A 15,249-nucleotide genomic window follows, 5' to 3' on the forward strand; every position below is an offset into this window, starting at 1 on the left:
TCATCGGAATTATTCATCTCTGTCTGATCTCCCTCTGCGTTCTCTGCGTTCTCTGCGGTTAAATCATTCCGATGCAACCGGAACTGATCTGACGCAGTGGCGGTTTTTATCGTGATGTATCGTAAAAAATTATAAAAATAACATTTAGTATTCACAATGGAAAATGGTTGTGCTGTACTTGCCTTTGTGAACCATAAAACCTGTACAACTATTGCCCAGCCGAGTTATTTAAACGCCCCCTTTTCCCTTCTCCGCTTTTGCACCTTGCAAAGCAAAAACGGGAGTCAGAGCAGATTTACCCTTCAGAGCAAGAGATCCCAAAGCCTCGCAAATAAAGTTTAGCTCGATCGACTCAAACACCCTTTCACCAATCAAAATTTGGTTTTCCGCCGCCTTGCTCATCAACCGAGCCGCCGTATTCACCGTATCACCGAGGATATTAAACTCCCTGCGCCCTCGCGGTTCCCCAACCTCAGCAGCAAACACCGGCCCCCGCGACAGCCCAATTTGACAGCTTACTTTTACTTCTTCACCCGCAATCATTACCAGAGGCAAACCTGCAATGATATCTCGGATCGCAATCGCCGCACTAGCCGCGCGGCTGGCGTCATCCGTGTGAGCGTCGGGCACGCCAAAATAAATCAGCATATCCGAACCGTCTAAGTGCGCCGTTACTTTTTGCAACACGCCCCCTTTAGCTGAGACTACAGCATCAATCGACGCAAACACACGAGAAAAAGCCACTATCAGATTGACTTCTTCCTCCGGCGAGGCTTTCTCCACAGACTCCGGTAAACCAATCAAGTTGACAAACATCACCGTCGGTTCAGGAAAATCTGGCGGAATTTTCCGCCTGTCTGCATTTTCCACCAGCAGTCTCAGGATAGTTTTGGGAATATAACTAGCAAGGGGTTCAAGCCGATTCACAGCTTCCCCGATTTCTTTTACCAAGCCCGCAACGCTGCGATCGAGCAAGACCGAACTCGGCATCCGCCGTCCAGTCAAAGTGATATCATACTCTCCGAGTCGATCGTCCGTTAAATCGTCCGCCACCAAAAAATAACCCTGTTTCCCAGGTTCAAAACGAAATTGCTCTCCCAAAGACTCTCTAGCAGTTTCAGTCACACACACCCGCCCCACAGTCCCAGAACCCTCAGCTTGCTTGGCTTGCTGGACTGAATGCCCCAGCAGTACGTGAGCCATCCGCAGCGGGGTACCGATGTCAGCACTAATATAGCGACCGCAGTGGATGCCCACCCGCATCCTCAAAGACAAAACACCCCGCGCCGTTTCAATATTCGCAAATTCAGCCATCGCCCGCTGCATCCGCAAACCCGCCCGCACCGCCCTCGCTGTATCCTCTTGGTAAACCCCTGACGGAAACTGCACCAGCATCGCATCTCCGGTAAACTCCAGCAAATCCCCGCCCGATTTGCTGACAATTTCAATCATTGAGGCAAAATAGTCGTTAATCACGCCCAGCAGGCTTTCAGCTCCCTTACGCCCCTGGGTAGCGTTCGCTTCCAACAGCGAGGTAAACCCTGCCAAATCGGTGAACAGCAAGGTGCCCGTTTGCCACTGGTAGCGCACCTCGCCCGGGTTGGGCGGAGATTCGGACACGGGCCGGGGCACGTAGTCGTGGAGGATGTAGCGCAGAGTTCGCAGGTGATCGAAAACCCCCATTAGCGTAGCGGGGGACGGATCTACCCACGCAGCAGCGTACAGTTGAGCCGAAAGGAGTGATCGCAGCCGCAGTTCGATCGCAGCCAAGGGAGGATTGTAGGTTAATCTATTAATAATTTCCACCTAAGTTTATTCTTAAAAAATAGGGTAAGTTCGATCAATGTAGAGGCAACACCAATAGCTCGACTTTATACCATTATGATAAGTTTCCAGTGACTCCATACCAGCCAAACCCAGAACCCACTAGAGAAACTTCCGAAAGTCACAGCTTGCTAGCTCCCGATTTGATCCGAGCTGCTCGATCGGCCTATGGTATGTATCTGAAAGTGCATTCCGAGCAGATGCAGCGTCCGGCGGGTGTAGTTGTCAGTCAAGGAAGCGATCGAGGTCAGGTAATTTTTGCTTCGCAGCCGATTTTATTGCCCGGTGAACGTTTTGTTACTTTTGAGGAAATTGAATCTCAAATGTATTAATTGGGAAATGGGCATGGGGCATGGGGCATGGGGCATGGGGCATGGGGCATTGACAACTAATATTTATGTTGGCTCGAACGAGTATCAAAAAATAGGTTGGTAGTGAGAACTTTAGTCCTAAGAATTTGACTTTTGACTAAAGTCCCTACTACAAACCTTATGGGTAATTGACCGGACACAATCAACAATTAATAAATAACCACAGTCAATCGATTTTAGATTTTAGATTTTAGATTGAAGATTGACCCCACGGATAAATTCGGGGGGCAAGTTTCTCGGATACAGGTTTTTTATTTCTGGACGGATGAATCCGGGGGCTTGTATCCTGGATGCTTTCGGTCAACAGTGAACAGTCAACAGTGAACAGTCAACTTAATGGAAATAATCTTTAATTGCCTTGTCATGGCGATCGTCTTTATTTTAGGCTCCGCTATTGGCAGCTTTCTAAATGTGGTAGTCTATCGGTTGCCTGCGGGTTTGTCGGTGATCCACCCTCCTTCTCGCTGTCCCAAATGTTTAAATCAACTCAGAAATTACGAAAATATACCCGTGTTCGGTTGGCTGTGGCTGCGGGGACGCTGCAATCACTGCCACAGTCGCATTTCTGCCCGCTATCCGTTGGTGGAAGCAGCTACGGGTTTGCTGTTTTTGCTAATCTTTTGGCGGTTTGGCGTAACAGTGCAAACTCTTGGTTTTTGGGCTTTGTTTAGCTGGCTCTTGGCTTTGTCTTTGATTGATTGCGATACAATGACTTTGCCTAATTCTTTAACTCGATCGGGTTTGGTACTCGGCTTGGTTTTCCAGATGGCGAAAGGTTGGTGGCCGACTTTTAGTTTGATCGACTCGATACAGTATCTGGTACTCGATGGGATCGCCGGAGCAGTTGTCGGGTTGTGGCTGTTTGACGCGATCGGACTCGCCGGGACGATCGGTCTGGGGCAGAATGCTATGGGCGCCGGAGATACCAAATTAGCCGCCTTGATGGGAGCTTGGCTGGGCTGGAAATACTTGCTGCTAGCGGGATTTATTGCCTGTGTCGCCGGGGCTTTTGTTGGTGGTGGGGCGATCGCCCTCGGCTTGCTCGATCGGCGTCAACCCATGCCTTTCGGCCCGTTTCTGGCTCTCGGTACAGCAATTACTGCTCTGTGGGGCGAAGCGATCTTATCTACTTACTTGCAGTTGTTTTTCCCGAATTTTAGTTTCTGATGTGCCCGTAGTCAGGCGCGATCGAACATAATATTGTCTCAAAAATTGGTAAAATTGTTCCGTGTCTTGGATTACACTTACAACTACTAGCTTTCGTTGGGAAGCGGAATTAATGCAGCAGCTCCTAGCTGCTCATGAAATCCCCGCCCGGATTGTAGACTTGGGCATAGCATCTTATTTGGGTGCTGGAAGTGCTACAGCCCTGCAAGTTCTTCCAGAACACCAGCAAACAGCATCGCTCCTCATCAGTCCAGTTGAAGAGGACAATAGTCAGTAGTCAAGTCTGTTGTTTATTGTCAGTTGTTATGGGTTATGGGTTATGGGTTATTGGTTATTGGTTATTGGTTATTGGTTATTGGTAGCAGCTAACAAATAACAAATAACAAATAACAAATAACAAATAACAAATAACAAATAACAAATAACAAATAACAACAGTCAACAGTCAACAGTCAACAGTTAACAATTACCAAGTTTTAATGTCTCTATTTGATTGGTTTGCAAATCGACGAAAATCAGTACCGAACTCCCAAGAACGGCCGGAACGAGAAATTGCGGACGGACTTTGGAATAAATGCGAAGCTTGCGGTGCCCTCAGTTATACCAAAGACCTGCGAGCAAATCAAATGGTTTGCTTGGAATGCGGGCATCATATCAGAGTTTACAGTGACGATCGCATCGAGCAGTTGATCGATCCCAACACCTGGGTGCCCCTTAACGAAGGACTGCACGCCACAGATCCCCTGAAATTTCGCGATCGCAAAAAATATAGCGATCGACTCCGAGAATTTCAAGAAAAAACAGGCCACCTAGACGCCGTAGAAACAGGCATCGGCAAACTAGAAAATTTGCCCGTCGCCCTCGGAGTCATGGAATTTCAGTTCATCGGCGGCAGCATGGGCTCAGTAGTCGGAGAAAAGCTAACTCGCCTCATCGAACACGCCACGCGGGAACGCTTGTCCGTGATCATTGTCTGCGCTTCCGGTGGTGCAAGAATGCAAGAAGGAATGCTCAGCTTGATGCAAATGGCTAAGATTTCCGGGGCTCTGGAACGCCACCGGGAAGCGAGACTGCTTTACATCCCGATTTTGACCCACCCGACCACCGGCGGCGTCACCGCCAGTTTTGCCATGCTGGGAGACATTATAATTGCAGAGCCAAAAGCTACTGTGGCCTTTACGGGCGGCCGGGTAATCGAGCAAACTCTGCGGGAAAAGCTGCCGGAAAATTATCAAACTTCCGAATACTCCTTCGCCCACGGTTTTGTAGACTTGATTGTACCCCGGACTCAATTAAAGAAAACTCTTGGTCAGCTCATCAGCCTCCATCAGCCCCAGCCTTTCTTAGCCAACTCGGAATTCCCCGCCCTCGAAGCCAGCGACAACCACGCTTTGCCGCCGCAGACTCACGCTTTCAAACTTTCTCCCTAAGCTGCTGCGCCGCCTGATTGTCTGTTGGTGAGTGGGGGGCACAGAGGAAATTGCTGAGGAATTGCTCAAAACCCGGCTTCTACCAAAAATATTTGAGTTGGGTAACGAGACGTTCACGCAGAAACTGGGTTTTGAACCCCGCCCGCCCAACTCCTATTGGTAATAACGACCCAGCAGTGGGATGATATTGATCGGAAGTTGATTGGCCCTGAAGTTAGGCTGGGCAAAAATGCCTAGTCGCAGTTAGCGGTTAGTTAGCTTGCGATCGAACAAAATCTCAGAACAAACTAACAGAACAAGCTAACAGCGCTTTCTACAATTGTCCGGCTTTCAGTTAATAGCCGTCAACTCAATTTTGACCTGTCAGCGACCTAAAAATTATGGGTTTTGCAGACCTGTCCATCGCAGAAATAGCAGAGGACTTCAACGTCCCTGTTGAAGACGTGATCCGCTTGTGCGATGAGTTGGAAATTGCCTACAAGCACCCTCAAACCCGTTTGGCTTTGGAGGATGTTAAGGCAATTATGTCCACTCTCGAAAAAAGGCGCGACTCAAAACTTCTTGCAGATTAGATCGCAAAATTCCTCTACCTTTAAAGGTATGGCTGCACAAACTTTCGCCCGTTGTTGCAGAATCAGGGAATTTTGAACACAAATCTGTTTGCCAGGTATGATCTCTTAGCGTTCAATAATTTGCCGGATTTTTTTAAGGAGAACCATGCTTAAAAGATATTTCATTGCTCTGACCGCTGTATTCTTGAGCTTTCAGTTATTTGTCAGCAGTGCGATGGCTGTCGAACTGAGTCCTGAACTTCGCACTGTGACTTTGAATGACAAGGGTGCTCCAGTGGTGCTGAGCCTCAAACAAGTTCAGCAAGGCAAACGCCTATTCAATTCGGCTTGCGCTCAATGTCACGCTGCGGGCATGACAAAAACTGACCCGAACGTGAATTTGAGCCCGGAAACTCTGGCTTTGGCCAACCCGCCCCGGAATAATATTGAGTCGCTGGTGGACTTTATGAAAAATCCCACCACTTATGACGGGTTTGAGGAAATTTCGGAACTGCATCCGAGCATGAAGAGTGCGGATATTTTCGCTGAGATGAGAAATCTCTCGGATGACGATTTGTACGCGATTGCCGGTCACATTCTGTTGCAGCCAAAAATTGTCTCCAAGCAGTGGGCTGGTGGCAAAGGCGCTCGCTAATCGATTTTAGATTTTAGATTTTGGATTTTGGATTGGGAGAGGGCTGAAGTTCGGCAAGAATTGCTGGCTGGTCGTTTTTCGCTCTAAAATCTGAAATCTAAAATTTACCGGCTGCTCATTGATTATCGCAAAAGGTTGTAGTCCCTCATGCTGCGTCGTGGTGCTTTTGTCTGCTTTCTGTTGGGGATGTTAATTATTTTGCCACTCGTGCTGTTGGCTCCTCAACCTGTTTTGGCTGCTGCCGATTCTTACGTGAATAGGTATTTACAAGCCAGCGAACCTGTGGCTCTGGAGTTGGACTCTGAGGGACATACTCGCTTGTTTTCGACTCAGGATTTGTCTGCGGGCAAGGTATTGTTCGAGCAAAATTGCCTCAATTGTCACGTCGGAGGAGCTAATTTGCCAGATCCGACGATATCTCTGTCTTTGGCTGACCTCAAGGGGGCAACGCCTCCCCGCAACAATATCAATAGTCTGGTGGCGTATCTGAGAGAACCGATGACTTATGACGGTACTGAGGAGACTTTTTGGTGCCGCCAAGTGCCGGAAAGCTGGATGCCACAGGCTGAGATTGAAAATTTAGCGGCTTTTGTGATCCGGGCTGCTCAGAAAGCTCCGGGCTGGGGCGTGGAGAATTTTGAGAGTTGAACTGCCACTGCCAAAAAGTGGTAAATTACTCGAAAGAAGGCGATACGACTGCGCGATCGCGCCTGTTTTAACAGGTAAAATATCTAAAGAATCACCCTTTGCGTGTCCATTAGAGGAGAACTGCGTTGAAAAGACTCTTATCGATCGCCCTGTTAGCGATCGCAATTTTTACCGTCGGCTTTGGTCGCCCTGCTTTGGCAGGTGATGCTGTTAAAGGAGCTAAAATCTTTAGCTCCAACTGTGCTGCTTGTCACATCGGTGGCGGCAACGTGGTTATGGCCATGAAAACCTTGAAAAAAGAAGCTCTTGAGAAGTACGGCATGAATTCTCTGGAAGCTATTACCACTCAGGTAACTAAGGGCAAAAATGCTATGCCTGCTTTCGGTGCCAAGTTGAAGCCCGAACAAATCGAGGATGTAGCAACCTACGTGCTCGAGCAATCTGAGAAAGACTGGAAAGGCTAAACTGCCTCTTTGAAGTCGGGCAGCCTGGGCGGGTTTGATTTAATTTAAAACTTGTCCTCCCGATCGCACCCTCTCTCACCCTTTGGCGAATAAATATCGGTTTGCAGCGATCTTAACCTATTTGGGAAAGCGCGCCAGAAATCCAATTTTTATTAGCTCAAGGGTGAGGGAGGGACATTTTATTTTAGATTTTAGATTTTAGATTTTAGATTTTGGATTGAAGAATTGAAGAATTGAAGAATTGAAGATTTGAAAATTTAAAGATTTGAGATTGCTAAATGCTGACTTTGTATAAACTGTCAAGCACCTAATATTAAGATTCATGTATGGAAGCCAGTCATAAATTGGGGTGGTGTGCTAGGATGTAAACCCTTTACTAGCAAAGCCTTGAAATCCAAATTAAAGTCGATCGGGGATCTGGAATCTACACCTGCCATGAACGTAAAAACATCAGCAAAAGTTAAAACTCAAGTTAAAACTCTCGGAGACGCTGCATCTGGGGCGATTGAGAAATATTTCCGCAAAAGTGTAGCGCACGAGGCTGAAGTTATCAAAGACAAAGACGCGGAAGAACTTCATCAAATGCGCGTGGGATTGAGACGTTTGCGATCGGCTGTGACTGGTTTTGCTCCGGTTTTAGATTGGCCAAAAGAGGCTTCTGAACGTAAAATTGGTAAGGTGGGGCGGATTTTGGGAACTCTCAGGGATTTGGATGTGATGCTCGAAAGTCTCCAAAACCGCTATTACCGGAATTTGCCGACTGACGAACAGGAAGTTTTGGATAAGGCTTTGTCGAATTTGCTCAAACAGCGCCACCGGGCTTTGAAAGAGGTGAGGGCGATTTTAGATCACAAAAGCTACGAATCGCTGAAGGAGTCGATCGAGGATTGGCTGGAAAAACCGAAGTTTCAGGCGATCGAACATTTGCCAATTGCTGAGGTTTTGCCAGATTTACTGTTACCTCAAGTCAGTGAGTTTTTCCTGCATCCGGCTTGGCTGTTGGGTACAGAATATGAAGATGGCAAAGTTAAAGTTGTTGATGATTTAAATGCTGAGGCTGTCGAAGAGAAGTTAGCAGCCGAGGGAACTATTCTGCACGATTTGCGGAAGCAAGCGAAGCGGGTTCGCTATTTGATGAATCTGTTTGGGGATTTTTACAGCGAGACTTACGAAGCTTATGTCGAAGATGTGAAAGCTATTCAGGAATGTTTGGGCGATATTCAAGACAGTGAAGTTTTAGGCGAGTTTCTGACAGATTTTGTCGATCGCGATCTGAAAAAAGAGTTGCCGAAGTTGGCTGGTGTGTTGGCCGAAAATCGCTATGCAGCTTGGCAAAAATGGCAGGTTTTGCAACGCAGGTATTTGAATTCGGAAATTCGGCAAGGTTTGCGATCTGCTTTAATTCATCCTGTGGTTAAAGATGGTGCTAATGGAAAGTTGCCCCAGGAAAGTTAGGTTTTTCTGGCCCAGAGAATGCGATCGACTGCCGGGAGGGACTAAAAGAGGGATATTTGTAGGGACACGGCATTGCAGTGTCCTTCATTGTGTAACTCAATAAAGGGCGATCGCTCTTGGGCATAGGTTAAATAAACCACCTTAACAATTCCTCTTTCCAGTAATATCGTTTCCGGTTGCATCGGAATCATAAAATCGAGTCAACAGTTAACACTCAAATATTCAGTTTTTCGACCCGCCCGTCAACAGTCAACAGTCAACAATCATTCCGGTGTAACCGGAATTGATATAACGAGTTAAAATCAGAATTACTTCAGCAGCGTGAAGTAAAAGAAAGGGCGATCGCGTTTTTTACCATAGCAACTCACGACTGCAACCACTTCATAAACTTATTCGTCGCAGTACCAATAGACTCTCCGACTTGTTTCTTCAACCGCCACCGCTGAAACGCTTTTTCGTAATCTTCCCCTTCAGTTTGATAAACATTCCAAGCATTCAGCGACAATCCTAATCCCCACGTTAGTAAAATGAACAGTGACCAAGAAAGCTCGTGCGAACCTGCTAGATTAAACAAAACTAGAAAAGTATTGATAATTGCGTACTTGGTCACATTTTTCTGCAATTTGCGACGACGGTAAGAGTTAAAAACCAGCTTTTCTTGAAATTCTCCTCTAGTTGCTAACCATTGCTGTTCCGCTGCTACAATATCCTGTTCGGAAATGCCCAATTCCGCTGCAATCTCGAAAAGCTGCACTCTGGATAATTCGCCTTCATCCTGTCGGCGCGCGATCGCAAGCTGTAAAATACCCTGAGCATCCTCTGAACCGTAAATGTGATTTATTTGACTTTCATTTGTCGCCATAAGAGGTTTCCTATAATTCCTGACATCCTTTCTATGATAGATATAGACGCAGTTAAACGACAGGTAGTGACATTGGCGGATTTCAACACCCGGACATTTGAGTGAGCGAGACTCCTGACTATGAGAGGGGAAATCGAAGAACCGATATATTTCCCCAAATTGCAACTAATTAATTTCCCGAACTGTGACTAAGTTTGCTATCTCGTTTCAACATAAATTGATAAAATATCCCAAACAAAATCACCGCAATCATTCCCACCACTAAAGAACCTTCACCCTCATGCCAATATTTAAACAAATCTAGGCGATTAGATGCAACTAACAATGCCATTCCCGCCACTCGCAAAACATTAATAATAAAACCACAAATGACCGCGAAACCTATTACCAAAGCCTTATTTTGTTTAGTTGGAAACATCAACAAACAAATTACAGCTAAACCTAATAAGTAATTCATTGCCTCTATACCCGAACAACCCCCATTTACCAACACCCTTCCTGTTGGCAAAGCAACATAATTACCGTCGCGTGTTACATCAAAACCGACATACCACAAAGAATAATGAGCAAATTTAGCAGTAAGTGAGGTAACAAAATCCACGAAAGGTAACGTAAGGACACTGGGGGTGCCATGAAAAAATAGTATTACCAATTCACGCCAATATAGTTTTAAGTTCTGAAAACCTACCGCAATTAGGCTCAAACCTAAACCAGACAAAAAAGGTGCAAGTCTTAAAAAAGGATCGAATTTACTGGAAACCACAGCACTTTGAAATAGAATAAAAGCTATTAATAGCGTCCCTGCTATTGTCGATAATAGGTCACTTTTTATCTCACTCTTTTTGAGAATATCCTGGTTGTCCCAAAGCAGGGAACCCACAGCGAACCAAAAAACTATACTCATCCAAAAATGAGCCACATCGTCCAGTTTCCACAGGAGTGTCATATTCAGAGTTACTAAAGCTGTGGCGATAATGATGAGCCAAAAAATTTTTCTCTTGAACATTTTAGATATTCGTTATTAGTTGATTGATGAGAGCCATACTGCGGACAGTTATTGATTGCAAACCCTAGAATAAGGGTTTCCCGGCGATTCGGTAATCGAAGTACCAACGGAAAATTGAGGGTTTCAGACTACAAACTAAAAACAGTCCAGACTATTGTTAGATCATATCATAAAAATAGTAGGGGAGGTGGACAACTCAGTAGCTTGAACCCCTCCTACCCAAAGGACTCGGAGGATGTTAAGCGCCGTAAATCTTTGAGATGAGGTTAGGAAACACTCTGGAATTTGATGAATGGTGAGACTCAGAGGCAACGCATCGCTCAGCATTAGGACACCTATTGAAAAGACTACTACTCGAAATGATTGGTTCGATGCCTAGCGCTTGCTTACTTGGCCCCTGTAAGCAAATACTAAAAAGCGAGTGAATCAACAAAAATTAAAAATAAGTAGCCTCAATGATGCTTGCATTTGTTGAGAGTAGACGTAATTGGCACTCTGCACGGTGTGACACTGAGGTTCGAGTAAATACGGCTGAGCGAGTTAGAGTTCGAGCAATGATCAATGGTGATTATCTCCTTTTAAAGAATCTCAGTGTCTTTATAGCAATCCTAAATCATTTGTGAATTTCTTCCTCAGAGCGGGTTCGGGGTGGGTTGGGGTGGGGTAAAAAATTTACGACTCCTGCAAGGATTGCTATAGGGAAATACTTCACAAACAGCCTTACGGTAGTTCTTAAATGCGCTGTCTAGGGGGATTTGACTGAGATAGGGAGCATCTCAATGAAAGCAGCCCAGCTAGAAATTGGAGCCAGGAGAAAGAAGGAAGGAGCCCGAAGAAGTGTTTTTACAAATATGAGATGCTCCCTTGATCTCGGCTTCCAAGTCGGGGGTGTTCACGGTGGCACGCTATCAGATACTAAAAACCTGGTTTCACCAAGAAACCAGGTTTTTAGCTCGGACATAAAATAATCAGTGTGGCATCAAGCCAGAATCGAAAATGAGTTCAAACGATCGCCTATTCAGATTTTTGAGCCTGAGCGCGTTGCTTTTTGAACATAGTACCAAACCCAACAGCGGCTCCAGCAGCAAGCATTGTTAAAGGTTCAGGAGTAGCTTCAGTGTTGCTAGTGCTGCTGATGTAAGAATCGCTTGCACCATTGGGTAAGGCTTGAACGTGCAAACCTAATTTTAAGGCACCAGTATTCAAAGCGGAAACTACGTCAGCATAATTTCCAGTAAACCTCACTCCCAAACTTTCGCTACCTTGGACAGCCCATTTATTACCACCACCATTATCCCTTGTGAAGGCATAGTCTGTGGTGAAGCCAGTACCACCTTGAGGCAATTGATCGCTACTAGCACCACCAGTAAAGGCTACATCACCAATGTTATTAATGTTAGCCACGGCATTAGACAGATAGCCATTATCATCAAACAGAACTTTACCGATAAACATACTAGGGGCGGCGGCATTTCCCGAGTTGAAGATGTTAAAAAGAACTGAGGAACCTTCGTCAATTACGTCAAATGAAAAGCTATTTACATAGGCATCTCCAGGCGTATCGCCACCAGTGATATTACCAAAGCTGAAGGCAGAGGCAGGTGCTGCGGAGACTGCACTAACAGCGGCGACACCGGCAACAGCTAAAATAGATTTGACTAAGTTTAATTGGAATTTCATGGTTGACACCTTTATTTTTTAAGTTAACTGGAAGCGGGTTTTTTTCCTTCACATATTCAATCTAAAGCAAAGCACAGGTTAATGCAAGTAGGTTTGATAAAGATTCGATGAAGATTGGGAATAAGCTGATGGGATTTAGGCAAAATGCCTAAGTTGATGGCTTCTAGCTAGCTATTTCCTATGGCGTGCATCAAAAAATAGGGGTGCTGCCATCCGGATTTTAGTCCGGACTTCTCTCTCTTTTAAAAAGCTATAACCCAGATCCCTAAACTGGGGTGCAACACAGCATAACTACTGATTAAACTAGAGTTCTTGCAAAAGTCAAATTCACCCCCCCAAGTCCCCCCTTATTCAGAGGGGGGAACAAGAATAATCTTGCCCCTCCCCAGATTTAAGGGCAGGGTTGGGGTGGGTGCTTTTTATTTTTGCAAGAACTCTACTCTTTTTAAGTGAAAAATTAGGTTTTTAATTCGTTCGCACTTTTCAATACTAGCCACTTCGCTACGCCACCCCTCTAGCGATGATTGGCCCTTTAACTGTGCCGCATCAATTCGGCTCAGTCCGTTGCGGAGATTGCTCACCCTCTAAGAGGTTTCCATGCCTAGTTGATACACTTGATTCCCAGGACTCAATTATAGATTTTAATAACAACCGTAGCGCTGCAAAGGTGTTGGAGATAGGCTTCCAAGTCAGGGGTGTTCACGGTGGCACGCTATCAGATACTAAAAAACCTGGTTTCACCAAGAAACCAGGTTTTTAGCTCGAACATAAAATAATCAGTGTGGCATCAAGCCAGAATCGAAAATGAGTTCAAACGATCGCCTATTCAGCTTTTTGAGCCTGAGCGCGTTGCTTTTTGAACATAGTACCAAACCCAACAGCGGCTCCAGCAGCAAGCATTGTTAAAGGTTCAGGAGTAGCTTCAGTGTTGCTAGTGCTGCTGATGTAAGAATCGCTTGCACCATTGGGTAAGGCTTGAACGTGCAAACCTAATTTTAAGGCACCAGTATTCAAAGCGGAAACTACGTCAGCATAATTTCCAGTAAACCTCACTCCCAAACTTTCGCTACCTTGGACAGCCCATTTATTACCACCACCATTATCCCTTGTGAAGGCATAGTCTGTGGTGAAGCCAGTACCACCTTGAGGCAATTGATCGCTACTAGCACCACCAGTAAAGGCTACATCACCAATGTTATTAATGTTAGCCACGGCATTAGACAGATAGCCATTATCATCAAACAGAACTTTACCGATAAACATACTAGGGGCGGCGGCATTTCCCGAGTTGAAGATGTTAAAAAGAACTGAGGAACCTTCGTCAATTACGTCAAATGAAAAGCTATTTACATAGGCATCTCCAGGCGTATCGCCACCAGTGATATTACCAAAGCTGAAGGCAGAGGCAGGTGCTGCGGAGACTGCACTAACAGCGGCGACACCGGCAACAGCTAAAATAGATTTGACTAAGTTTAATTGGAATTTCATGGTTGACACCTTTATTTTTTAAGTTAACTGGAAGCGGGTTTTTTTCCTTCACATATTCAATCTAAAGCAAAGCACAGGTTAATGCAAGTAGGTTTGATAAAGATTCGATGAAGATTGGGAATAAGCTGATGGGATTTAGGCAAAATGCCTAAGTTGATGGCTTCTAGCTAGCTATTTCCTATGGCGTGCATCAAAAAATAGGGGTGCTGCCATCCGGATTTTAGTCCGGACTTCTCTCTCTTTTAAAAAGTTATAACTCAGCTCCCTAAACTGGGGTGTCACACAGCATAATTACTGATTAAACTCTTTTCAAGCTCTAAAGTATGCCGTTAAAAAGTTTTTTATCCGTGAATGTACGGTAGAAAAGTTTAAGTGAGAGCTTGATTGCTGGGTAAAAACAAGTAAAAACCGATGGTGACAGTGGAAACTGCGGAATTTGGGCTATAACTCAGGACAAGATCTTGGATCATATTCGGTGCGTCGATTCTCCCTTTCGGATTCGGCAACCAGCGCAATTTAGACTTATATATTGCACCATTACCAAGAACCGGCTTTGGGGCCCGTTCCACAAAGAATGAGTTTTCTTGTGGGGAGTAGGGGGTGGGCAGGAGATGCCGCCCAAAACAGGCTTGTTGATCATGGTGCAACATCTCTGTTTAGAGACCAATGGTTTCGGTGCTCGTTATTATCTGTGACGCCGGAACTTTGGCAGACTAAAGGGACGACTCGACTTTCTGGGACATAGTTTTCGGAACACCTCTACCGTCAGGGCTGTTTCGGGGCAACCACGGGGGGATTGCCCCTACGGAAAACCAGCTTTTTGTAGGGTTCGTGCCAAGAATGCCGACCAATCCAGAATTTGTTAGGCCTTTGGTGGGATTGGGGCAGCCACGGGATTGGGGCAACCACGGGATTGGGGCAACCACGGGGGGATTGCCCCTACAAGAGAATGAAACAGCCCTGCGTCTACCGTCTGACTCTTTTAAGATACAAGGGGCGGGTTTTTGAGATTGTCAATTATTGGCTGGTATTGTTGGTGAACCCGCCCCTACCTTATTAGGGGTAATCGACCAGACATAATATGACAAGCTTACCCAGCAAAAGCGGAAAAACGCCGAAAATTCGATCGACTGGTGGGCCTGGTGCAACGAAGCCTGAGAGAGGGCCCGGAGGGAAAATAAACCGATTTTTCTGTCAATTAGTTACTGTAGCTGCCACTGGTGTAGGGTGATGGAAGGTGCAGCATTTTGCGATCGGGCGATCGTCCAATACCTGAATTCGCACTTTATATCGATAAAAAGCGCTTTTCACTGTCCCACCTGTTTCTTCAACCGCCACCGCCCAAATGCTTGTTCGTACTTTTCCCCTTCAGTTCGATCGACATTCCCAGCATTCAGCGACAATCCCAAGCCCCACCTTCGTAAAATCAACAGCCACCAATCAAGCCCGTGCACTGCTGCTATATCAATTTTTGCAGGAGTCGTAAATTTTTTACCCCACCCCAACCCTTCCCAAACTCGCGGGGAGGGAGTAAGAAATTCACAAATTATGCCAGGATTGCCATAACAGGTTTCCGATAATTCCTGACATCCTTTATATGAAAGATATAAGCGCAGTTAAACGGCAGGTAGTGGCATTTGCGGATTTC

The 15,249-nt window shown here is 45.7% G+C and carries 15 protein-coding genes and 1 pseudogene; 10 read left to right on the forward strand and 6 right to left on the reverse strand.

The genetic code is table 11. The features are described from left to right. Positions 1-228: 228 nt before the first annotated feature. Positions 229-1,806, reverse strand: coding sequence for an adenylate/guanylate cyclase domain-containing protein (locus tag QUA83_RS08080; protein ID WP_333292470.1), 1,578 nt, complete (start codon positions 1,804-1,806; stop codon positions 229-231). A gap of 89 nt (positions 1,807-1,895) precedes the next feature. Between QUA83_RS08080 and QUA83_RS08085 the strand changes: the two genes are divergently transcribed. The 9 genes from QUA83_RS08085 (at position 1,896) to QUA83_RS08125 (ending at position 8,565) form a co-directional block, all read left to right on the forward strand. Next, the gene (locus tag QUA83_RS08085; RefSeq protein ID WP_333292471.1) at positions 1,896-2,156 is read left to right on the forward strand and encodes a hypothetical protein; all 261 of its coding nucleotides are present in this window, start codon (positions 1,896-1,898) and stop codon (positions 2,154-2,156) included. A gap of 375 nt (positions 2,157-2,531) precedes the next feature. Beyond that, complete coding sequence (locus QUA83_RS08090) at positions 2,532-3,362, forward strand: prepilin peptidase (protein WP_333292472.1); 831 nt, start codon at positions 2,532-2,534, stop codon at positions 3,360-3,362. Positions 3,363-3,423: 61 nt separating this feature from the next. Next, complete coding sequence (locus QUA83_RS08095; protein WP_333292473.1) at positions 3,424-3,639, forward strand: hypothetical protein; 216 nt, start codon at positions 3,424-3,426, stop codon at positions 3,637-3,639. Positions 3,640-3,841: 202 nt separating this feature from the next. Then, the gene (gene accD / locus QUA83_RS08100) at positions 3,842-4,792 is read left to right on the forward strand and encodes an acetyl-CoA carboxylase, carboxyltransferase subunit beta (RefSeq protein ID WP_333292474.1); all 951 of its coding nucleotides are present in this window, start codon (positions 3,842-3,844) and stop codon (positions 4,790-4,792) included. Between the two features lie 380 nt (positions 4,793-5,172). Then, positions 5,173-5,364 (forward strand): hypothetical protein, encoded by a 192-nt coding sequence (locus QUA83_RS08105; protein WP_006633443.1) that lies wholly within the window; start codon positions 5,173-5,175, stop codon positions 5,362-5,364. A gap of 145 nt (positions 5,365-5,509) precedes the next feature. Beyond that, a complete protein-coding gene (gene psbV, locus QUA83_RS08110; RefSeq protein ID WP_333035576.1) occupies positions 5,510-5,998 on the forward strand; it encodes a photosystem II cytochrome c-550 in 489 nt (162 codons plus the stop codon). 147 nt (positions 5,999-6,145) lie between these two features. Then, entirely contained in the window at positions 6,146-6,646 is a 501-nt protein-coding gene (gene psbV2, locus QUA83_RS08115) for a photosystem II cytochrome PsbV2 (protein ID WP_333292475.1), read from the forward strand. A 125-nt stretch (positions 6,647-6,771) separates the two neighbouring features. Continuing rightward, on the forward strand, positions 6,772-7,110 hold the full coding sequence (gene petJ / locus QUA83_RS08120; protein WP_333292476.1) for a cytochrome c6 PetJ: 339 nt from the start codon (positions 6,772-6,774) through the stop codon (positions 7,108-7,110). A gap of 435 nt (positions 7,111-7,545) precedes the next feature. Beyond that, positions 7,546-8,565 carry a CHAD domain-containing protein gene (locus tag QUA83_RS08125; RefSeq protein ID WP_333292514.1) on the forward strand — a complete coding sequence of 340 codons (1,020 nt, stop codon included), beginning with the start codon at positions 7,546-7,548 and terminating at the stop codon, positions 8,563-8,565. 364 nt (positions 8,566-8,929) lie between these two features. On the opposite strand, the gene QUA83_RS08130 is transcribed toward QUA83_RS08125, so the two are convergent. The 4 genes from QUA83_RS08130 to QUA83_RS08145 form a co-directional block, all read right to left on the reverse strand. Continuing rightward, positions 8,930-9,427, reverse strand: a complete 498-nt coding sequence (locus QUA83_RS08130; protein WP_333292477.1) for a 2TM domain-containing protein — start codon at positions 9,425-9,427, stop codon at positions 8,930-8,932. A 169-nt stretch (positions 9,428-9,596) separates the two neighbouring features. Beyond that, on the reverse strand, positions 9,597-10,433 hold the full coding sequence (gene crtA / locus QUA83_RS08135) for a cyanoexosortase A (RefSeq protein WP_333292478.1): 837 nt from the start codon (positions 10,431-10,433) through the stop codon (positions 9,597-9,599). Positions 10,434-11,447: 1,014 nt separating this feature from the next. Further along, positions 11,448-12,113, reverse strand: a complete 666-nt coding sequence (locus QUA83_RS08140; RefSeq protein WP_333292479.1) for a PEP-CTERM sorting domain-containing protein — start codon at positions 12,111-12,113, stop codon at positions 11,448-11,450. 822 nt (positions 12,114-12,935) lie between these two features. Then, a complete protein-coding gene (locus tag QUA83_RS08145; RefSeq protein ID WP_333292480.1) occupies positions 12,936-13,601 on the reverse strand; it encodes a PEP-CTERM sorting domain-containing protein in 666 nt (221 codons plus the stop codon). Positions 13,602-14,726: 1,125 nt separating this feature from the next. On the opposite strand from QUA83_RS08145, the pseudogene QUA83_RS30545 reads away from it, so the two are divergent. Then, positions 14,727-14,900: pseudogene (locus tag QUA83_RS30545) on the forward strand (DUF255 domain-containing protein); the annotation flags it as partial. Positions 14,901-14,908: 8 nt separating this feature from the next. Here the strand turns inward: QUA83_RS30545 and QUA83_RS08150 are convergent. Further along, a complete protein-coding gene (locus QUA83_RS08150) occupies positions 14,909-15,106 on the reverse strand; it encodes a hypothetical protein (RefSeq protein WP_333292481.1) in 198 nt (65 codons plus the stop codon). Positions 15,107-15,249: the final 143 nt, after the last annotated feature.

Origin of the sequence: Microcoleus sp. K1-B1 (assembly GCF_036704705.1) — a bacterium.
GTDB lineage: Bacteria > Cyanobacteriota > Cyanobacteriia > Cyanobacteriales > Microcoleaceae > Microcoleus.

Excerpts from the sequence above, each read along its gene's own strand:
- psbV2 (WP_333292475.1), top strand. The coding sequence starts at position 6,146 with ATGCTGCGTCGTGGTGCTTTTGTCTGCTTTCTGTTGGGGATGTTAATT.
- QUA83_RS08090 (WP_333292472.1), top strand. The coding sequence starts at position 2,532 with ATGGAAATAATCTTTAATTGCCTTGTCATGGCGATCGTCTTTATTTTA.
- QUA83_RS08145 (WP_333292480.1), bottom strand. The coding sequence starts at position 13,601 with ATGAAATTCCAATTAAACTTAGTCAAATCTATTTTAGCTGTTGCCGGT.
- QUA83_RS08130 (WP_333292477.1), bottom strand. The coding sequence starts at position 9,427 with ATGGCGACAAATGAAAGTCAAATAAATCACATTTACGGTTCAGAGGAT.
- QUA83_RS08105 (WP_006633443.1), top strand. The coding sequence starts at position 5,173 with ATGGGTTTTGCAGACCTGTCCATCGCAGAAATAGCAGAGGACTTCAAC.
- accD (WP_333292474.1), top strand. The coding sequence starts at position 3,842 with ATGTCTCTATTTGATTGGTTTGCAAATCGACGAAAATCAGTACCGAAC.
- QUA83_RS08140 (WP_333292479.1), bottom strand. The coding sequence starts at position 12,113 with ATGAAATTCCAATTAAACTTAGTCAAATCTATTTTAGCTGTTGCCGGT.
- crtA (WP_333292478.1), bottom strand. The coding sequence starts at position 10,433 with ATGTTCAAGAGAAAAATTTTTTGGCTCATCATTATCGCCACAGCTTTA.
- QUA83_RS08125 (WP_333292514.1), top strand. The coding sequence starts at position 7,546 with ATGAACGTAAAAACATCAGCAAAAGTTAAAACTCAAGTTAAAACTCTC.
- psbV (WP_333035576.1), top strand. The coding sequence starts at position 5,510 with ATGCTTAAAAGATATTTCATTGCTCTGACCGCTGTATTCTTGAGCTTT.